We start from the raw sequence: 20902 nt of genomic DNA on the forward strand, positions 1-20902 counted from the left end.
AAAAGTAAAAACTCCTGCCAGCCTCGCTCGAAAGCCTTACGTAGTACTTCCAAATGAAAAAATCCAGGTACCATCTTTCTGTATAGTACCTGGATTTTCAACTGATAAAAGCCGGATGATTATTTCTTGGCGTACATCACTCGCCAAACTGTGCCGCGCACTGAGTCGGTGATGTAAAGCGAGCCGTCCGGACCCTGAGCCAGGCCCATGGGCCGGTGTTTGGCGTCGCCGGGGCTGGCCAGGTCAAGCTTGCCGGCGTTGGCCATTGTGCCTGGTTTGCCCAGCTCCGCTACGCCCGCGAAATTCTCGGCAAATACCTCATATTTACCCGATGGCCGACCGTCTTTGCCGAATGGAATGAACGCCACAAAGTAGCCGCCCTGCTGTAGCGGAGCGCGGTTCCATGAACCGTGGAAACAGACAAACGCGCCGTTTTTGTAACGCGCTGGAAACTGATTGCCCGTATAAAACAGCAGATCGTTAGGTGCCCAGTGACCGGGGAAAGCCATGATTGGTTTTTCTTTGCCCGCACAGCGGTCAATAATCTTACCGTCTCCGCCGTACTCGGGAGCCAGGAATTTCTTGTTCTGATAGTGGTCGTTGTAGCAATACGGCCAGCCAAAATCCGAACCGTTTTTCACCATAAGGAATTCTTCTGAGGGCAGCTCTGCGCTTAGTGAATCGGTGAATACACCCCCCCAGTTATTGAGGTTGTCGCGACCATGCTGTAGGGCGTAGAGCGTATTGTTGGCGGTATTCCAGTCGAGGGCAACCGCGTTGCGAATACCGGTGGCGTATCGTTTGCCATCCGATTGCTTCTGGTTCAGTTTGTTGGCGTCGAAGACCCAGATGCCTGCGTAATTCTCAAGAATCGGGCAGGGGTCCATCCCTTTTGAGCCGCGCTGCCGGTCTTTCTCCTGGCAGGCGTTAGACGGAGCGCCAAAATTTACGTAAAGCTTGCCATCGGGCGAAAGGGCGAACGACTTACTGGCGTGCTGGCGCTGGAGGGTCAGACCAACCACGATGGGCTCAGGTCGGGTCGTTTCCAGTACCTTGCCATTCGTCAGTTTATAGCGGTACACGGCGGTATCGGCAGATGCGTACAGATAACCGTTGTAGATGCCCGCACCCGTGCCGGGATAGTTGCCAAACATCGTCGTTTGATCGGCCCGACCGTCGCCATTGTTATCGCGCAGTTCAACAATGCCTTTGCCGTTTTTAAGCCGGTCGAGCTTAACAAATACGGTACCGCTGGTTGGGTCAACGGCTATGTGACGGGCCTTACCGAGGCTATCGGCGAAAACCATTGCCCGAAAACCGCTGGTGAGCGAAAGGCCACCGTTGTCGGGGTCGGGTGCAAGAGCAGAAACGGCCGGGCGGGGTTTAGGTGATTTGGGTTTGACTGGTTTGAGCGGACCACCGAAGGCGATAGCCGTAGCCGCTGTCAGAAAAAGCAGAGTTGCTTTCATGGTAATTGACTGATTGGGTTGAGCGTACAGAGTGACAACGCCCGTAAACGGCTCGTTGTAATCAAAAGTTCGGGGCCCAGAACAGGAAATGAATGGCTTTATTTACCTTTGATCAGGACAAAAGTACGCATTCCGCCTTTGTGATTCAGAGGAATCTCTCGGCTACGTGGCTTTCATCGCCGGGGCGTAATCATGAACAGGACATACGATGCCAGCAGAACCTATCACCTGGAGCGATTTTGAGAAAGTTGAGATTCGGACTGGTACGGTCATAGCCGTTGAGCCATTCCCGCAGGCCCGTAAACCAGCCTATAAACTGACGGTAGACTTCGGCGATTCAGGTATAAAACGCACATCGGCCCAATTGACCAAACTGTATGAGCCCGCCGAGCTGATCGGGAAGCAGCTGGTGGCAGTCGTTAATTTTCCACCTAAACAGATCGCTACGTTCATGAGTGAATGCCTGGTGCTGGGCGCTGTGGCCGATGATGGTACCGTCACGCTTCTCCAGACCGAGCGCCCAACGCAGAACGGACTGCGTATCGCATAAGCTGACTGTTCTGTGTCGGCCGCTGGGTAGTAGGCAGGAATAGAGTTATTTTCTGGTCGTTAACACCGTTTCTCCACGCGGGTAAGTGACCTCTGCATCGTTCTCGGCGGTTATAAAAACCTGCGTTGGTTTAGTGATCGAGGTTGCACTCAGGTCAGCTTTCAGCGATTTGGAGTAAGGGGCCAGCTGGCCTAACTTTTTGGCTGAGCTATTGTCCGACTCCATCCAGACCAGGTAGGTACTCTTGGGAGGATTGAGTTTTTGCGGTTCGGCCAGATTTCGTACACTCACATTGACGATATAATTGTTGTTCTTATCTTTTTTTACCTCTACATCGCCACTGGCTGCGGGAATGATGGAAGAGGTAGTAAAGGTCATCTTAGGCGTACATGAATTTAAGGTCAGGACGCTGAAAAAAAGGATGACAATAGAGTTAATGGCTTTCATAGATTTAATAGGTTGACTACTTAGTAAACAGATCAATTACGGAGATGTTTACTCTGCGTTCCAGAAAACCGGGCTCGGAACAAAAGACCAGGGAGTTACGCCAACGTTTATAAAGTAGTGGATTCACTTCTGGTTGTCAGTCTGCAGGAGGAAGTATCTGAGTAGTCAGGAACTGGTTGATAAAAGCGAAGCCATAAAAAATAATTTGTCTGATTATCAATTTCTTAGCTTTTGTACTACTACAGTACACCGGACTATAAAGCATTTTGAAACATTCATGAACGGTTGTACGTTTGTAATTACATCGTAGCCACTTCTTTATGCGGTTAGCCGTCGTGTCTATTGGCAATTCCAAAGGCATTCGTATTCCGAAAGCCATTCTCGATAAATACCAGATCCGGGATTCCGTCGAGCTTGAGCTGCGCGAGGATGGGTTACTGCTGAAGCCGGTACGTACTCCCCGCGACGGCTGGGAGAATTCCTTCCGGCAGATGCATGAAAATGGAGATGATCGTCTGCCGTTTCCCGATGAGTTCACCCATGAAATCTGGACCTCATGGTAATTAATCAGTACGATGTTGCTCTGGTCAGCTCCGAACCAACCGCAGGCGGTGACGTCCGTCCACCCCGGCCGTGCGTGATCATTTCGCCCAACGAGATGAACCGGCAGGTCGATACGCTGGTTGTTGCGCCGATGACCGTTACGTCGAAATCCTATCCATCCCGCGTTCCGGTTCGTTCCAACGGGCACACGGGCTGGGTAGTCCTCGATCAGATCCGCACGGTTGACCGACAGCAAGTCAGCCAGGTACTTGGCAGGTTAAGCCAGGACGAAACTGACGAAATCAAACAAGTGATAAAGGAATTATTCGTTGACTGACCTTGAAACGACTTCTGCTTCTTACTCTGCCCCTTATCGTTGTTTCATTGACAACCGTTGCCCAGCGCAGCCGACGCGCTGATGACACCGGCCACTATCGAACGGTTCCCATTCCGGCACATCTGATGCCTATTGAGCGGGCTTATAGTTCCTCAGCGCTGGGGAGCATTTATTTCTATGGCGGCAAAAAACTTTCCTCGCCCTATTCGCTGGAAGTTCCGTTTTATGAACTCGACGACCCAACCGTGAATCACCATTTTAAAGCTTACCGCACCATGACGACGCTTAGTCGCCTGACAGCCTTTGTGCCGCTGGCCTATATTCTGCTCCGAAATTCCCGGAGCAATAGCGCCTACTGGACCGTATACGGAGGGTCCATTGCGGCTTCCTTAGCCTTCGTAATTATTGGTAATGGCCAGGTCAATAAAGCCGTTTCGCGGTATAACGAAATGCTGCAGCAACCCCGGGTGGGGGTAGGGGTATCTGTCGCGCCGGTTCCGCTCACAGGGCATGCGGCCGTGGGCGTCGGGGCTGCGTGGCGGTTCTGAACCAGCGCTACTTACTGACCAAGCAGTAGTTTTGCATTGAGCTGATAGCGGAGTATGCCAAACAAGGCGATTGACCTGGCGGATCCTGAGTAGCTGGCGGGTAGCGTAACCGCATGCCCGGATCGAATCGTCAGCCTGTCGGTGGCGTTTGGCACCCGGTTGCAGGACCAGACGGCCGGGTTGTTCCAGTTGCCGCTTTGCAGCGAAAACATGGTCGCTACGGGCGCAACGGTTATGGACTGACTGCTGCTGCACCCGTCGGTTGTGCAGATTGCCGTGTAGGTTGTTGGCACGGTCGGATTGACGACCAACGAACTGCCTGAGCCGCTCGGCAGCCAGGCTACGCTGCCACTGCAGTTCGTAACGACCAACGTAACGCTTTGCGCCTGACAGGCAAGGCTATCGGCCGAGGCTGTAATAATCGGCGCGGCCGGGTTTGCCCTTACGGTTACAGTAACTGTGGTCCGCGTACTCTCGCATTCGCCCTGTGTGCAGGAGACGTAATAAGTTGTGGAGGCCGTGAGCGCGGGCGTAACCCAGGCGCTGGTTGTTGCCAGCACGGTGCCGCCAGTCGCTGCGTCATACCACCTGATGGTACCGCCTGTGCAGCCCGATGCACTCAGGGCGGCCGTCGTACCGCTGCAAATGGTCGTGCTGCTGGCCAGCGGAGGAGTAACGGGCTGATCCCCGCAGTTCGACTCAATAAACACCCTGTAATCTTCTGTTTCACCGTAACCCAGCGTAGCGCAGGGGTCAGTTACTGGATTGTAATACTGATTCCGGATACGCATGCGCCGGGTGACACCACCGGGCGCTGACTCAGGAATCGTAAAGCTACTCGTTACGGGTGTCTGGTATTGCTGGGCGGTTGCATATACCAGTTCTGATGGCTCATACTCATAATTGTCGTTGAAATCAATCCAGATAGCTATATGCTGGGGGTTATTGTAACCCAGAAAGCCAACCGTAAAGGTATTCGAGGCCGCTTTGGACACGTTGACAACCGGCGTAGGATAATCCGTGAAATAACTGGGGGAGCAACCCGAGTTGGTCGTCATGGCAACGCCGTTCAACGTAACCGAGTTTAGCCCTATCGCGAAGTTGCAGCCATTGTTGGTGTACAGCGGGGTGCAATATACCGGTTGGCCGGTCGTGAAGGCCGACTCGGCGGAGTACTCGCTCGAACATTCACCCGTAACCCGCCATACGTAGGCTGTATTGGGGGAAAGATCTGTAATGATACGTTGCGGACCCAGAAAAGGACCTACCGTTATCCACGTATTGGAACTGGTTAGCCGGTACTGGAGGGTAAAACTCGTGCTGCCCGAGTTGGATACCCAATATACCATTACGGAAGTTGCCCGGATGTTTTTAACGGCCAGACTGGTTGGTGGACCAGCCGCCGATGGCACACAACTCGCTGAGGCCGTCCGGTTCCGGATCAGGTTGCCCGGCTGAATGCCAAAGCCATTGGCCAGATTAACCCCATAACTCGTCAAATGGCAGTAACTCATGATTGTTCCTCCGTTGACAGGCGCCGGACCCAGCGGACAACCGCCTTCCGTTGGATAGCAGTTATCCAGTGCCCCGCCCGCCCAGGAGCAGCTTTGCGTATGGGGCGACCCGAAATTATGCCCCAGTTCGTGGGAAATTACGTAGACTTCCCAAGAATAATTTGGAAAGTCGGCGTAGGACGTGCTCAGATTGGCGCTAACGCCGTACTTGACCGAAGGAGAGCATAACACATCCACGTAAGCGATGCCACCGCCCAGTCCTCTGGTCGAAAGTAAATGCGATAACTGACTGGTCACCGCCGGAGGATTGGCATTCTGATAACTCAGGAACAGGGACAAGGCTTCGCTGGTCGTTGTGGCGCTGATGTATGGATCGGTTGCCGTCCATATTTTAATCCCGGCTACCCGGATGGCAATGTTTTCCTTATTGTATATCGTGGCAACCTGGTTGAACACGCCCATGATGAAGTTGGTCGTCGTGCTGACGCTGGAGCCGTTGTCCAGATACATCTGGTAGTCAGCTTCGAAATAAATACTCACTACCTGACAGCTTACGTTATTCGCGACTCGGACATCCTGACCCCGCAGCGCAGTGCCTGGGTCCTTCGTTGAGCAGACGAATGATTTCTGATTGGCTACGCTGTTGTCCGGATAAAAAAGATAGCTATTCGGACTTTGCTTCAGCCGGCTCAGGATGCGATTCCCGGTTTCGTCGGAAACGAAGCCCGCTAGTTCACCGTCAATAATGCTGAGCGAAACCAGTGAGTTGGGTTTGTTTTTAATAAATCCCTGGTAGTACACACCCCGGCGCAAGGGTGCTTCAATGGTTCCGGTGGGGGTGCCCAGCAGCAATTTGGTGTTTGGCATGAACAGTTCGACCGGAACAAGCTCCAGTTCAATCGTTTCCGGGCCAGCCGGAATAGCGATCACGAGCAATTCCGGCTTTTCGGTTGCAATCCGGTTCAGCGAAGCCGTAACGACCGAAAGCTGAACCGGCAGCTTTCCGGTTTTAAACAGGCTGGGGTTATAACTGGCTGTGTTCGAGGGGTTGAAAAGCGGAAACGTCTGGGGTTGCGCTGTTTTTCTGGCGATGTCCAGGAGTTGCTGCAGGTAATTTTTTTGCTGCGCCTGTACCGACAATGCAGCGCTGAGCAGGATCAGCAGCAAAAACCAGCGTCGAATGAAAGGCATTCGGGAAAGGTGTTTCATAAAACCCGCGGGTGAACGAGAAAGGCTGGCAACGATTGGACTGACGCTGGTCAAACAGCTATGACGGCATCCCTGACACAGGGCTAAAACTGGAGGCTTTTTGTTAATTTCTCAAAGAAAATTATTAATCGTTCAATAAATTCAGGTAGACTTATATAGTTTATTCAGAGCTACTTGGCATAATTCGGATTGGTTGGCCTTTTTTAGTAGTTTCGTTGTCCAATCATCGACTTCATGAAAAAAGCGGTTCTCTCTGTTTTCATTGCTTCCTGCATTTCACCTGTTTTTGCCCAGACAATTCTGAATCGTGATCCGCAAATTGCTGACCTGGTCAGCCAGGTTTCGGCCGACAGCCTGCGGGCGCACGTTAGCGGTCTGGTCAGCTTCGGAACCCGGCATACACTCAGCACAACCGCCGACCCCCGAAAAGGTATTGGGGCCGCCCGGAACTGGATACTGGGTAAATTCCAGCAGTACGCCAAACAGTCGGGTGGGCGAATGACCGCCCAACTCGATACCTGGACGCTTCAGCCCGACGGTCGTCGCGTCGACAAACCCGCTGATATGGGGAATGTGATGGCTACTCTGAAAGGCACCGACCCGAACGATACGCGGGTGTTTATTGTGCAGGGCCACATGGACAGCCGCGTAACGAACGTCATGAATCGGGAATCCGACGCGCCGGGAGCCAACGACGATGGCTCGGGTACAGCCGCCGTCATTGAACTCTGCCGGGTGATGAGCAAAGCGCAGTTTTCGGCAACAATCGTCTTTGTAACCCTGACGGGTGAAGAGCAGGGGCTGCTGGGGGCCGAACACCTGGCCGAGCGGGCGGTAAAAGAAAAGTGGAATCTGGAGGCCGTGCTGAACAACGACATCATGGGCTCGAACCACAGCAACGAAACGGGTATCATCGACAACACCCGGCTGCGGGTTTTCAGTGAAGGCCTGCCCGCCAGTCTGCTGAAAGACAGCACCGGGCGGATTGGCCAGATCCGGCAGTTTGGGAATGAGAACGACGGAAAAGCCCGCACGCTGGCCCGGTATCTGAAAGAAGTGGGCGAACGCTACGTCGAGAATCTGGAGGTGGTGATGGTTTACCGGAACGACCGCTACCTGCGCGGGGGCGACCATACGCCGTTCGTACAACGCGGATTCGGGGCCGTTCGGCTGACCGAGATGAACGAAAATTACGATCATCAGCACCAGGACCTGCGGACCCAGAACGGCACTGAATTTGGCGACTACGCCAAATTCATGGATTTTGAGTACCTGCGTAAGAACACCGCCGTTAACCTCGCAACGCTGGCGAACCTGGCGAAGGCCCCGGTCGTGCCCCAACAGGTGACGATCGACGTTCGGAACCTGACGAACTCAACGGCACTTTACTGGCAGGCGCCCAAAACGGGCAAGGTAAAAGGCTATTACGTGCTGATGCGCGAAACCCATTGGCCTTTCTGGCAGAAAAAAATCTTTACGACCAAGCTGGGCATGACGCTGCCGTACTCGAAAGACAATTATTATTTCGCCGTGCAGTCGGTCAGCGAAGACGGTAACGAAAGTCTGCCGGTGCTGCCCATGCCCAATCTGCGCTAATCACTTTGTCAACACCAACTCAATCACCAATGATGAACAGCCGTTTTCTTCTGCTGGCTCTGCTCACGCTTGGCGGTTTCAGCAGTCTGGCGCAAACGTCAGTCAAGAAACGCCCCCTGACGCCCAGGGATATTTATCGCCTGCAGACCATCAGCGACCTGCAGGTTTCGCCCGACGGGAAATGGGTTGCTTATGGCTTGTCGACCGTCGACTCGACAAAGGACAAACGAAATACGGACATCTGGATGGTGAGCTGGAACGGCCAGGAATCTGTGCAGTTAACTAACACGCCCGAGGGAGAATCCAAACCCCGCTTCAGTCCGGATGGTAAATACCTGTCGTTCGTCTCGGCCCGGCAGGGCGCCACAAAAGGCCAGATCTGGCTGATGGACCGCCGGGGCGGTGAAGCCCGCAAACTGACTGATCTGAAAAACGATCTGGAAGATTACGTCTGGTCGCCGGATGGTAAAAAAATCGCCATGGTTCTGCGGGACGTTGATTACGCCGACTCGGCCAAGACAAAGGTGCGCAAGCCGTACGTGCTGGATCGTTACCATTTCAAAGCCGACGTTCGGGGCTATCTGGAAAACAGCCCGGTGCATCTGTACGTCTTTGACGTAACGACTAAAAAGCTCGACACGCTAACCACTGGTATCTACGACGAAACCTCACCGGTCTGGTCGCCGGATGGGTCGCAGATTGCCTTTGTCAGCAACCGGACGCAGGAGCCCGACCGGAATCAGAATACCGATATTTACGTGATCGACGCCCGGAAAGGGGCAGCCTTCAAGCAGTTAACCACCTGGACGGGCTCGGACAATAGTCCCGCCTGGAGTCCCGACGGCAAGACGATCGCGTATCTGCGCTCGACGGCATCAGGCAATTTCCTGATGTATGACCAGCCCGTGCTGGCAGTTATCAGCCGCGAAGGGGGCGAACCAGCCTTGCTCTCCAAAACGCTGGACCGGCCCGTTCGCAATCCCCACTGGACAAAGGATGGACAGGCCATTGGCGTTCTGATCCAGGACGACCGGCAGGCCTACGTAGGTCAATACACGGTTGCCACCGGCAAACTAACGAAGCTGACGAGCGGCAATCGGGCGTTCAGCGATCTGGAGGCTGTTTCGGCCAATAACTGGGCTACCCTGATGAGCGATCCGCAGACGCCCCCGGAACTGTACGCGGTCGAAAACGGAATAACCCGCCGGCTAACGCACGTACACGATGCGTTTCTGGCTCCGCTCGAACTGGCCCAGGTTGAGGGCTTCACTTCACGCAGCAAAGACGGGGCGCAGGTGTCGAATATCCTGTATCGGCCCGCCAATGCACCGGCCAACAAAAAACTGCCGACTATTCTCTATATTCATGGCGGACCCGTTTCACAGGATGAATTTTCGTTTGATCTGACCCGGCAGCTTCTGGCGGCTGGCGGCTATGCCGTCGTTGCGGTCAACTACCGCGGCAGTAACGGTCGGGGAATCGAGCATACCAAAGCTATTTACGCGGACTGGGGTAACAAAGAAGTGCTGGACATTCTGGGCGCAACCGATTACGTAGTCGAGAAAGGTATTGCTGATCCGGAGCGGCTGGGCATTGGAGGCTGGAGTTATGGCGGTATCCTGACCAACTACACCATCGCCACCGATACGCGATTTAAGGCCGCGGCCAGCGGAGCCGGCAGCTCGCTGCAACTATCCATGTACGGTATTGATCAGTACACAAACCAGTACGAAAACGAACTGGGCGCTCCCTGGAAAAACACCGATAAGTGGCTGAAACTGTCTTATCCGTTCCTGAAAGCTGATCGCATCAAAACGCCCACGATCTTTATGGCGGGCGAAAAAGATTTCAACGTACCGTCGGCGGGTAGCGAGCAGATGTTTCAGGCCTTACGTTCGCTGGGTATTCCAACCCAGTTGATTATTTATCCGGGGCAGTTTCACGGTATTACGGTACCCAGTTACCAGAAAGACCGCGCCGATCGCTATCTGCAATGGTTTGATAAATATCTCAAGCCAAAGACAACCTGAAAAAGTTAAAACAGCCGTCTTCACCATTAACTAGAGCAGCTGTCAACATAGTGCCATTGAGTAAGCGAGAGGGGGGATAGATTTCCCCCTTTTTCTTTTTACCCATAGCCAGGTAGTCAGTTCTGACGATGGTTCTGGCTATCTCTGGTTTTATCTCACTCTAACCCGCGTTGGGGCATCACACCAGCAGCGTAATCTGAACGAAACCCTGGTCTTTTGACCGTTCACTAAATCACCGAATCTCCACCAGGCAGTGGTGGACTATGAAATCTACCGTCTATAATCAACGTAACTCAATATAATTATTTTGCAAAAAAGTTGATTTGCAGAATTATTTATATGGGATTATGGATTAACGGCAATTTTTTATTGGCATTAATTCGTACTTTCACATCGCGCTAAGAGCCAATAGATGTGTTTATTATTTACTTTTATTAATTCCTAAATAAATCCAAAACGAAATGGCATCACAACTAACCCGCCGGGATTGGCTCCGCGCCAGTGGTCTGCTGACGGCTGGGCTAAGTACGGGGCTGCGGTTCGCTAAGGCGGCCCCAGCGACCTATGGTCAGTCGGTATTTGTCGATGAGTTTGCTGCCGTGCGCGGCACAAACACGGCTACCCCCCCCGATACGCTGCCCAAACTTCGGGCGCGGTTATTGGCGAATGAGAACCCACTCGGCATTGCTCCGAGTGCAAAGGAAGCGCTCGTAAAAGCCGCCGACATTGGTAACCGATATGCCTGGATGGAGTTTGCGCAACTGAAACAGCTTATTGCGGCCGATGAAGGTGTTTCGCCCAAAAACATCATGATGTCGCCAGGTTCATCGGATATTCTGATGGCGGCTGCTACCCATTTTGCCAAAGGTGGCGGTACAATTCTGACCAGCGCCATGACCTACGACGACCTGCTTGAACGGGCGCAGAAGCAGGGTGCCAAAATTGTGGCCGTACCCATGACGAAAGAGTATACGTACGACCTCGCAGCCATTAAGGCCAGAATTACCCCCGACGTGAAGCTGGTTTACATCGTGAACCCGAATAACCCAACCGGCACTGTTGTCCCGGCGGCTGATTTGGAAGCGTTCTGCCGGGAGGTAGCGCCTAAAGTGCCTGTGTTCCTTGACGAAGCCTATATCGATTTCTATGAACCCGCCGACCGGCCTAAGCTGGGTAAGCTGGTGGCCGAAGGACAGAATGTGATCCTGGCCCGGACGTTCTCCAAGATTCATGGCTTCGCAGGGCTGCGCCTGGGTTATGCTATTGCTAAGCCTGAACTGCTGATGGCGATGAAGCCCTATACCAATGGTGAATTTGCCGTTAGTATCACAACCCTGATGGCCGGTATCGCCAGTTACCAGGATAAAGACTGGCAGAATCACTGCCGGGCCGAGAACGCCAAAGCCCGGGCCTTCACCACTAAAGCCCTGACCGATATGGGCTATGACGTGATTCCATCAGCCGCCAACTTTATTCTGTTTCCCATTCGGATGAAGACCAAGGCATTTGAAAACCAGATGTTCGCCAATGGTATTGGTATTCAGACGCGGGACTTCAGCGGGCAGCCTTACTGCCGCGTCAGCGTCGGGACAATGGACGAGATGGCCATGTTTATGGATGGGTTTAAAAAAGTGGTAGGTTAACCAGACGACACAGCAGGCTGGACCGTACATGCACATTATGACGAGACGGGATTTCATTAATTCAACAAGTGCCAGTTACGCCAGCTTATTGGCGTGGGGAATGCTGCCGTCGGCTCCGGCCTCGGCTATGAATTTACCGGCTAATGGTCGTACCAGCGAAGGAAAAGGCCGGAAAGTAGTGATCTTAGGCGCTGGTCTGGCCGGGATGGCTACGGCTTATGAACTTGGAAAGCTAGGCTACGACTGTACGGTGCTGGAAGCGCGGTCGCGGTCGGGTGGCCGCGTCTGGACAATCCGGGGCGGTACGAAAGAAACTGAGATGAACGGTGGAACTGATCAGACCTGCCGATTTGAAGACGGCTTATACTTCAACGGGGGAGCCGCTCGTATTCCGCATCACCACCAGTTAACCCTTCAGTATTGCCGGGAACTCAACGTACCGCTGGAGATTTTCAACGGCAACAACGAAGCCGCTTATTTATATAACGACGGCGGTACGGGCGATTTTGCCAACCGGCGGCTGCGCATTAAAGAATATCATAACGATATGCGCGGCTATACGTCCGAACTGCTCGCCAAGGCTCTCGATCAGTCGGCTTTAGACCAGCAGCTAACAAAAGAAGACATTGAAAAGCTGGTCGATTTTCTGAAGAACGAAGGCGACCTGAATACCAATCATCTGTACAAGGGCACTAACCGGCGCGGCTACAAAGCAAAAAACGAACCCGGCGCCGGAACTGCTCCGGGCGAAGTAACCGATCCGTATGGCCTGACCGATCTGCTACGTTCAGGGTTTATGCAGCCGGTATTTTATAACGTCGGCGATTACATCTATGAGCAGCAGACAACGCTCATGCAGCCTGTCGGCGGCATGGACGCCATTCCGAGGGCGTTTGAAAAAAAACTAACGGGTAAAATTCTGTTCAACGCCCCTGTAACGGAACTTCGTAAAACCGAAAATGGCGTTCGGGTCGTCTATCAGAAAGGAGGCAAACCGCAGGAGTTAACCGCCGAATTCTGCGTCTGCACGCTGCCGCTGCCCATGCTGAAAAACCTGGAATCTGATCTGTCGGGTACGGTGAAGCGGGCGGCTGATTTTGTGCCCTACATCAAAACCGGCAAAATCGGTCTGCAATTCAAAAGGCGCTTCTGGGAAGAGGACGACTGGATTTACGGGGGCATCTCGCGCACCAACATGGACATCAATCAGATCTGGTATCCGTCGTTCGGCTTTCAGGGTAAGAAAGGTGTTCTGATTGGCTATTACAATTTCTATAGCCGCGCCGAAGCGATAGGGGCTATGCCGGTGGCTGAGCGCGAGAAACTAGCTCTAACCCAAGGCAGTAAAATTCACCCGCAATATCCATCCGAGTTTGAGAACTCATTCTCGCTGGCCTGGCACCGGGTGCCTTATAGCGGGGGCGGCTGGGCTACCTACGACGATGCGACGCGTCGGAAATATTATCCCGCCCTGCTGGAGCCCGACGACAATATCTACTTTGCCGGTGAGCACACCACTTATCTGACCGCCTGGATGGCGGGCGCTCTGACATCCGCCCGGCGGGCTGTGGAAGCAATCCATGCGCGAGTGGGCGAGTACACAAAAAAGTAAATACCCATCTCTATTTCGGCCTAACTAATCATTAATTATGCCGGTTCAGAAACCGGTGAGCCCTATCGATTATGAAACACAATCTGCTTTCTCTCTTCTTTTTCTTTGCCTGCGCGATCACAACCCAACTTCTAAGCCAACGTGTCTGGGCACAAACCGCGTCGGCGGGTATGACGCTCGATCAGCTCAAGGCCGTCAAAGCCATTAAAATTGCTAACCTGGATAAGGACACGTACTTCAAATCGGGCGGGTTTATCCTGGATCGGTATGAAGAGCGGCCGGCTTACGTATTTACCTACAGCGATGGTATCACGCGTAAGATTTATCTCTACAAGATTTTCACCGCTGCCGATACCAAAGATCTCGGTCTGCTGGCCATCTACCAGAATGGAAAAACCGGCGAGGTAAAACCGTTTGTCATTCCCGGTGCAAGCGCCGAACGGGGTGCCTGGGATGCCTACATCGACGACCTGAAGTACGTTGGCGAGAAAGAGCCTGGCCTGATGTCGACGCTCACCTTCGTCCTGTCACGCGAGATGGCCGGACTCCTGGCGGGTGGCAGCGCTAAAACAGACGACGGTGGCGCGAAAAAGAAAGAGGAATATAACTTCTGCTTCGCAGCCGACGCACCCGTAACGCTGGCTGATGGCTCTGCCAAAAAAATCAGCGATATAGCCGTTAATGATGTCGTGATGGGCTATAATGTTGCCACAAAAATTACGGCTCCAACGCACGTAACGCGCATTGATACGCATCAGGGTACGTTCAATCTGACGGGTGTCTGGCTGGCCCCGGTTAGCGAAATAGTGGCTCAGACCGAAGTCGGCATGTCTCCGGCTGTCCTGCTCGAAGCGACGGCCAATCACCCGGTTCTGACCGCAACGGGCCGTAAAGCCCTGGGCGACGTTACGGCCGGTGAAGTGCTCTACCGGAATGAAGCTGGAAAACCAGTTGCTTACCGCGTAGTTCGGGTTGAAAAGCAGACCAAAACAGTTTCGACCGTATATAATCTTGCCACGGAAGCCGGTGCGTATCTGGTCGGCGAGACGGTGGTACTCGATAAATAAGGTAGATACGTATTGATTCAAGCGTCCCGCTGAACGAATTACACCGCTCGTTCAGCGGGACGCTTTCTGTTTTCAAGCAAAGAATTTACCAGCAGCAATAAAGCCGTTGCCTAGTTTTGCATTTGGCTGTACTTTTGTTGAAAGAAAACCGTATGCTTGCATACTAATTTTTTAGCAAAACTATGGCAGAGGCTTTCATTTACGACGCCGTTCGAACCCCTCGCGGTCGGGGTAAGAGCGATGGCGCCCTCCACGACATTCAACCGATTACGTTGCTGACCAGCGTTCTGCGCGAACTGCGCGATCGGAATCAACTGGATACGTCGCTGGTTGACGACGTGATTATGGGTTGCGTTACGCCCATTGGTGAGCAGGGAGCCGATATTGCCCGAACGGCCGCGCTCGAAGCCGGATACGACGAATCGGTGGCGGGTGTGCAGCTCAACCGATTCTGTTCGTCGGGTTTGGAGGCTATCAACATGGCGGGAGCTTACGTTATGTCCGGGCAGGTGGATGCCATTGTGGCCGGTGGTGTCGAGTCGATGTCGCGCGTCCCGATGGGAGCCGACGGCGGAGCCATTTTCATGAACCCGCAGATCGTGGCTCGCCACAATATCGTGCCGCAGGGCATCTCGGCTGATCTGATTGCGACCAAATATGGGTACTCGCGCAGCGACGTCGATACGTTCGCGGCTGAGTCCTACCGCCGGGCCGTTGCCGCTCAGGCGGATAATCGCTTTCACAAAACGCTGGTTCCGCTCAAAGACGAAATTGGCATTACCGTTCTCGACCGCGACGAGGGCGTTCGGCCCGGCACCACCGCCGAAAGTCTGAGCAAGCTCAAACCCGCCTTTGAGATGATGGGGCAAATGGGACTGGACGCCCTGGCTTTGCTCAAATACGCCCAATTCAATAAAATCAATCACGTACACCACGCGGGTAACTCCTCGCAGATTGTCGACGGGGCCGCCGGTGTATTGATTGGTAGTGAGGAGTTTGGGCTGAAAACGGGTTTGAAACCCCGCGCCCGGATTAAAGCGTTTGCCATTGTCGGCTCGGAGCCAACGATCATGCTGACGGGGCCGATTCCCGCTACACGTAAAGTGCTGAAACGGGCGGGCATGAGCATCAGCGATATTGACCTGTTCGAAGTAAACGAAGCCTTTGCGGCCGTACCGATGCTGTTTATGGACGAGTTTGGCGTCGATCACGGAAAACTAAACGTCAATGGCGGGGCCATTGCGCTCGGCCATCCGCTGGGTGCTACTGGGGCTATTATCTCGGCTACGCTGATCGATGAGCTGGAACGTTCAGACAAGCAGTTCGGTTTATCGACGCTTTGCATTGGGGGCGGAATGGGTATCGCAACGATTTTCGAGCGAGTTAATTAAACACATGCATCGCTGTTGGTTCTCTATATGCAAACGACACAATGTCAATTGGTTGGCAATGCATAAGTGAAAAGCAAGTAACTGGCTACTGACCATGATAAATTACGTAGTTGACCAGAACATAGCCGTCATTACGTGGGCGATGACCTCGTCTCCGATGAACGTGCTTAACGACGAATCAATCCCGCAGTTTGAGGAAGCGCTCAACCGGGCTTATGCCGACGAGGCTGTACTGGGTATCATCATTACGTCCGAAAAACCGGAGTTTGTGGTGGGCGCCGACCTGAAGATGATCCTGCGGAATAATGATAAGGAACCCGCCGAAATGCTGAAGGTATCGGCCGGGCTGAACCGCGTTTTCCGTAGTATTGAAACGTCGGGTAAACCAGCCGTAGCCGCCATAAACGGCACGGCGCTGGGCGGTGGGTATGAAATCTGTCTGGCCTGCCACCACCGGATTGCGCTGGATGAACAAACCCCGGATCGTCCGAAAACGCAGATTGGGCTGGTTGAAGTAACGCTTGGTTTATTGCCGGGCGCGGGCGGAACGCAGCGATTGCCCCGCATGATTGGCATGCAGGCGGCCTTGCCCCTACTGGTAGAAGGTAAAAAAGTCGACGTTCAGGCGGCTCTGCGTCTGGGCATGATCGACGATATCGCCGGTAGCCCCGCCGAACTGATGGATAAAGCCCGTGTCTATATTGCCGCCAACCCAAAACCTCTGCAACCCTGGGACGAAATAGACCGTAAAACCGGTAAAATCGTCGGGAAGGATAACTTCAAGGTGCCGGGCGGGAATGTACAAACACCCATCGGGGCGCAGACTTTCGCGGCTGGCACGGCCATGTTGATGGACAAAACCCGGGGGAACTATCCGGCTCCGCTCGAAATCATGGCCTGCGTGTATGAAGGGCTACAGGTCAACATTGACCGGGCGTTGGTCATTGAAGCGCGGCATTTTGTGAAAGTCGCTACTTCAAAAGTGGCCCGGAATCTGATTACAACGATGTTTCTGGGACTCAACCAGGCCAACAAAGGCATAAGCCGACCGAAGGATGTGCCGAAAACCGAGGTCAAAAAACTGGGCATTCTGGGCGCAGGCATGATGGGCGCGGGTATTGCATACGTATCGGCGCTGGCGGGTCTGGAGGTTGTCCTGAAAGACGTATTGATTGAAGCCGCTGAAAAGGGAAAGGACTATTCGCGGAGCTTGCTCAAAAAAGGCGTCGAACGCGGTAAAGTAGACCCGCTCAGCGTAGATGCCATTCTAAACCGGATCAGACCCACCGTCGAGGTAACCGACCTGCAGGGCTGCGAGCTGATTATTGAAGCCGTGTTTGAAAACCGTGAGCTGAAAGCGCAGGTGACCGTAGAGGCCGAGCCGATGCTTGCAGCAGGTGGCGTATTTGGCTCCAATACGTCTACGCTGCCCATCAGTGGTCTGGCGGAAGCTTCGGCTCGGCCCGAAAACTTCATCGGTATCCACTTCTTCTCGCCGGTGAATAAGATGATGCTCGTGGAGATCATTCTGGGTAAGCAAACGTCCGACTATGCCCTGGCCGTAGCGATGGATTACGTTCGCAAAATTCGAAAAACGCCGATAGTCGTGAACGATAGCCGGGGCTTTTACACGTCGCGCTGCTTCGGTACGTACACCGCCGAGGGCATGGAACTGCTCAAAGATGGCGTAAAGCCCGTACTGATCGAAAACGCCGGGAAAGACGCCGGTATGCCAGTCGGTCCGCTGGCCGTAACCGACGAAGTTGCGCTTGATCTGGTTTATAAAATATCGAGTCAGGGAATTCAGGATGGCGCTTTACACGAGGACGATACCAGCTATCAGGTGGCCCGGAAGTTTGTGGAACTCAGACGCCTGGGTAAAAAAACAAAAGCTGGTTTTTACGACTATCCCGAGGGCGAATCGAAAACGCTTTGGCCGGGACTGGCAGAACTGTATCCTGTTTCGGCAACGCAGTCGACGCCTGATGAGGTAAAAACGAGACTGCTATACCGGCAGGCCCTTGAAGCCGTACGCTGCTTTGAGGAAGGCGTAGTCCGGACAAAATTGGATGCCGACCTCGGTTCAATTCTGGGCTGGGGCTTCCCGGCCTACACGGGAGGAGCTCTGTCGTTTGTCGATTTTGTAGGCATTGAAACGTTCGTAAAAACCTGCGACCGGCTGGCCGATCAATACGGCGAACGTTTCCGTCCGACGCAGAAATTACGTGAACAGGCCAGGCAGCCCGAATTGGTCAACTGAGCCAACGGTCAGGTTAATCGAAAGCTCATCCGGTGGTATTTGGTTGGGCCAAGTTGTCGGATGGCTTCGCGGTGAGCGGGCGTAGGATAGCCAACATTCTGCGCCCACCCATAAGCTGGAAACTCAGCGCTCAGGCGTTCCATCAGGTCATCGCGGTAGGTTTTAGCCAGTACCGACGCTGCGGCAATGGACAGATAATGCGCATCACCTTTTATAATGCAGGTATGCGGAATCATGGGGTAAGGCACGAAGCGGTTTCCATCCACGAGCAGGTGTTCAGGCCGAATCGTAAGGGCGTCCACGGCCCGGTGCATGGCCAGAAAACTTGCCTTAAGAATATTGATCCGGTCAATATCCTCATGCGATACTTCGGCCACCGCCCAGGCCAGCGCATCGCGTTCAATAGCAATACGTAAGGTTTCACGCTGGGCGCGGCTGAGTTGCTTTGAATCGTTCAGAATCGGGTGGGTGTAGTCACCCGGTAAAATAACGGCAGCTGCGACCACCGGCCCCGCCAGACACCCCCGGCCGACTTCATCCAGGCCCGCTTCGAGCACGTTGGCGTTATAAAATGATTTTAACATCAGGTATTGAGCGCCCGGTTTTGGGTGTCGGTTAATCTTCGAGTACGTTCCCGACAATAGTAGTTTTGAGTAGCAGCGTAACGAGCAGGAATACGATAGCCCAGTATAAATAGATGCGGTAATAGTCCTGCACATCTTCATAAACCTGCACGCGGACAGGCGATTTTTCCAATCGGTTAATCTGGGCGAATATGGCCCGTAGCCGACTGGCGTCGGTCGCGCGGAAGAAGCTGCCTTCGCCAATCCCGGCAATGGTTTTCAGAATCCCTTCATCTACAGTCGACGCTGTTTCCTGCGACCGGCTGGCGCGACCGACGGCGATCGTATAAATTCGGATGCCAAACGCTTTGGCTAATCGGGCGGCCGTGGTGGGGTCGAGGTTGCCAGCCGTGTTATCGCCATCGCTCAGCAGAATAATGACTTTACTGCGAGCTGCAGCCGGTCGGGTGGAATCCTGAGCGGCACTGGCCGGTTCGCGCATCCGATTAATGCAACGAGCCAGGGCGTCGCCGATGGCCGTGCCGGATGCCGGAATCATGCGGTCGTTCAACTCGCTCAGGTATTGTTTCAACAAGGTATAATCAGTCGTGAGCGGACAAAGCGAAAACGCTTCGCCCGCGAAAATAACCAGGCCAATCCGGTCGTTTTTACGGCCGTTGACAAACGCCTGCGCTACACGTCGAGCCGCGGCCAGACGCGTGGGCGGCAGATCGGTTTCAGTCATGGACGACGACACATCCACCGCCAGCATAATATCAATTCCCTGCGAGAGCTCCTCGCGCCGTTCCCGTACAATCTGTGGTCGCGCCAGGGTAACCAGCAGCAGGCTAACGGCCATGAACATACTGCCCGGCAAAAGATAGCGCAGGTAACTAACGGCCGCCCGCGCACTTCGGGTACGATTCAGGCTGAACCAGCTCGACGAATCAACGTTACCGACAATTGGCCCTAAGGCCATGTTTAGCCGTTGCTGCGCCCCGCGATGCAGGTAATAGCGTAGAGCAAACAGCAGTAGAATGGCCGGAATCAGGTACAGCGCCAGCGGATAGGCAAAGCGAAACTGCTGCCAGAAGGCCGGGTCGAACCAACGAAGCGAATACCAGGCGTCCATATCAGGCTAAAGTGGAGGGTTCAGCTGCGTCGGGCGAAGCAACGGGGTGAGTAGCCCGATTAGCTATTCGTTGCCGACGTCGGCGATACGTTTGATCAGCGACTTCGCGCAGCACGCGCAGGGATTCGGGCAACTGGGCCGAAAATGAACCACCGTAAATCATTCGGTCGGCTTCGCGCAGCGCATCGGTTACGCGTTCATCCCCCGTGCGTTCGGCAATTTCGAGCGTTGTTAATGACGCATAAGGCTGATTTTCCAATTGTTCCAGATAAGCCTTCCAGGTAATAACGGCCTGGTTGGCGGTATCGGCAGCCGTGTCGGCATTAATACCCCGGCTCAGCCGGTTGTAGTCGCGCATGAACCGTAGATGCTGCTGACGGAGTCCGTACAACCGCCATTGTCGCCGGATCGAGCGGCCAAACAGGCCGTATAACAGCAAAGCTGTCAGGCTCAAAACCAGCAGCACAAGGCCTAGTGCAGGATAGTTGAACTGCTGCTGCAGGGGAGCCAGCCGGGTCGCTGACGCCAACGTAAGGCCCGTCGGTAGACCACTTCCTGACGCCGGACTCGTCAGGCGCGAACGTAGAAAAACCGTATCGATGCCGGTCATCAGAATCGTACAGTCACGGGCGTTAATCAGACGAATGGGAACCCGTAACAACTGGGCCGGATCGGTTTCGAACGAAATAAGCGTGTACACGGCGCTGTCGCGGCTGATGGCGCTTAGACCCTGACCTGTCGTTTCCGTTGGCGTAATGGTTATCTGCCTGACCCGAAAGGGAAGAAAGTGCCGGGCTGTATCGGGGAAAAGAACTTCGGCCGTGGGAGCGTGCCGGAACGTCAGCGCGTACTGAAACGGTCGGCCAATCTCAAAACTATCGCTCAGAAACCGGCCGGTCGGCTGCTGCTGTTCCGGCACCTGTGCCCGTAGCGACAGCGCAAGCAGCAAAAAAGCCAGTAAAGGTCGAACAAAACAAGTCACGGATAGCTG

The 20902-nt window shown here is 53.9% G+C and carries 17 protein-coding genes; 11 read left to right on the plus strand and 6 right to left on the minus strand.

Annotated features, from left to right (window positions below; all coding sequences use genetic code 11):
- Positions 1–119: 119 nt before the first annotated feature.
- Positions 120–1469, minus strand: coding sequence for a PQQ-dependent sugar dehydrogenase (locus HNV11_RS01905; protein ID WP_171738052.1), 1350 nt, complete (start codon positions 1467–1469; stop codon positions 120–122).
- A 208-nt stretch (positions 1470–1677) separates the two neighbouring features.
- Between HNV11_RS01905 and HNV11_RS01910 the strand changes: the two genes are divergently transcribed.
- Entirely contained in the window at positions 1678–2019 is a 342-nt protein-coding gene (locus HNV11_RS01910; RefSeq protein ID WP_171738053.1) for a tRNA-binding protein, read from the plus strand.
- Positions 2020–2064: 45 nt separating this feature from the next.
- On the opposite strand, the gene HNV11_RS01915 is transcribed toward HNV11_RS01910, so the two are convergent.
- The gene (locus HNV11_RS01915; protein WP_171738054.1) at positions 2065–2466 is read right to left on the minus strand and encodes a hypothetical protein; all 402 of its coding nucleotides are present in this window, start codon (positions 2464–2466) and stop codon (positions 2065–2067) included.
- Positions 2467–2786: 320 nt separating this feature from the next.
- Here HNV11_RS01915 and HNV11_RS01920 point away from each other — a divergent pair, with 320 nt between their 5' ends.
- From HNV11_RS01920 to HNV11_RS01930, 3 genes are read left to right on the plus strand one after another with little or no spacing between them, the layout of a single operon-like run.
- The gene (locus HNV11_RS01920) at positions 2787–3029 is read left to right on the plus strand and encodes an AbrB/MazE/SpoVT family DNA-binding domain-containing protein (protein WP_171738055.1); all 243 of its coding nucleotides are present in this window, start codon (positions 2787–2789) and stop codon (positions 3027–3029) included.
- A complete protein-coding gene (locus tag HNV11_RS01925; protein WP_171738056.1) occupies positions 3023–3346 on the plus strand; it encodes a type II toxin-antitoxin system PemK/MazF family toxin in 324 nt (107 codons plus the stop codon). The genes HNV11_RS01920 and HNV11_RS01925 overlap by 7 nt, the downstream gene beginning before the upstream one ends.
- Before the next feature lie 2 nt (positions 3347–3348).
- On the plus strand, positions 3349–3894 hold the full coding sequence (locus tag HNV11_RS01930) for a hypothetical protein (protein ID WP_171738057.1): 546 nt from the start codon (positions 3349–3351) through the stop codon (positions 3892–3894).
- Between the two features lie 11 nt (positions 3895–3905).
- Here the strand turns inward: HNV11_RS01930 and HNV11_RS01935 are convergent, their stop codons facing one another.
- The gene (locus tag HNV11_RS01935; RefSeq protein ID WP_171738058.1) at positions 3906–6599 is read right to left on the minus strand and encodes a M12 family metallo-peptidase; all 2694 of its coding nucleotides are present in this window, start codon (positions 6597–6599) and stop codon (positions 3906–3908) included.
- 252 nt (positions 6600–6851) lie between these two features.
- Here HNV11_RS01935 and HNV11_RS01940 point away from each other — a divergent pair, with 252 nt between their 5' ends.
- The 7 genes from HNV11_RS01940 to HNV11_RS01970 all read left to right on the plus strand — a co-directional run bounded on the left by HNV11_RS01940 (position 6852) and on the right by HNV11_RS01970 (position 18216).
- Positions 6852–8213, plus strand: coding sequence for a M20/M25/M40 family metallo-hydrolase (locus HNV11_RS01940; protein ID WP_171738059.1), 1362 nt, complete (start codon positions 6852–6854; stop codon positions 8211–8213).
- 29 nt (positions 8214–8242) lie between these two features.
- Positions 8243–10243, plus strand: a complete 2001-nt coding sequence (locus HNV11_RS01945) for a S9 family peptidase (protein ID WP_240163688.1) — start codon at positions 8243–8245, stop codon at positions 10241–10243.
- A 461-nt stretch (positions 10244–10704) separates the two neighbouring features.
- Entirely contained in the window at positions 10705–11886 is a 1182-nt protein-coding gene (locus HNV11_RS01950) for a pyridoxal phosphate-dependent aminotransferase (protein ID WP_171738060.1), read from the plus strand.
- A 37-nt stretch (positions 11887–11923) separates the two neighbouring features.
- A complete protein-coding gene (locus HNV11_RS01955; protein WP_171738061.1) occupies positions 11924–13498 on the plus strand; it encodes a flavin monoamine oxidase family protein in 1575 nt (524 codons plus the stop codon).
- A 71-nt stretch (positions 13499–13569) separates the two neighbouring features.
- Entirely contained in the window at positions 13570–14565 is a 996-nt protein-coding gene (locus HNV11_RS01960) for a Hint domain-containing protein (protein ID WP_171738062.1), read from the plus strand.
- Positions 14566–14747: 182 nt separating this feature from the next.
- A complete protein-coding gene (locus HNV11_RS01965) occupies positions 14748–15956 on the plus strand; it encodes an acetyl-CoA C-acetyltransferase (RefSeq protein WP_171738063.1) in 1209 nt (402 codons plus the stop codon).
- 94 nt (positions 15957–16050) lie between these two features.
- Positions 16051–18216: a 3-hydroxyacyl-CoA dehydrogenase NAD-binding domain-containing protein gene (locus HNV11_RS01970; protein WP_171738064.1), complete on the plus strand. Its 2166-nt coding sequence runs from the start codon at positions 16051–16053 to the stop codon at positions 18214–18216.
- A gap of 8 nt (positions 18217–18224) precedes the next feature.
- On the opposite strand, the gene HNV11_RS01975 is transcribed toward HNV11_RS01970, so the two are convergent.
- Genes HNV11_RS01975 through HNV11_RS01985 form a run of 3 tightly spaced genes read right to left on the minus strand, consistent with a single transcriptional unit; the run spans position 18225 to position 20893 of the window.
- A complete protein-coding gene (locus tag HNV11_RS01975; protein ID WP_171738065.1) occupies positions 18225–18800 on the minus strand; it encodes a ribonuclease HII in 576 nt (191 codons plus the stop codon).
- Positions 18801–18831: 31 nt separating this feature from the next.
- Positions 18832–19911 (minus strand): VWA domain-containing protein, encoded by a 1080-nt coding sequence (locus HNV11_RS01980; RefSeq protein WP_171738066.1) that lies wholly within the window; start codon positions 19909–19911, stop codon positions 18832–18834.
- 1 nt (position 19912) lies between these two features.
- Positions 19913–20893: a hypothetical protein gene (locus HNV11_RS01985; protein ID WP_240163689.1), complete on the minus strand. Its 981-nt coding sequence runs from the start codon at positions 20891–20893 to the stop codon at positions 19913–19915.
- Positions 20894–20902 lie beyond the last annotated feature (9 nt).

The sequence above is a fragment of the Spirosoma taeanense genome (assembly GCF_013127955.1).
GTDB lineage: Bacteria > Bacteroidota > Bacteroidia > Cytophagales > Spirosomataceae > Spirosoma > Spirosoma taeanense.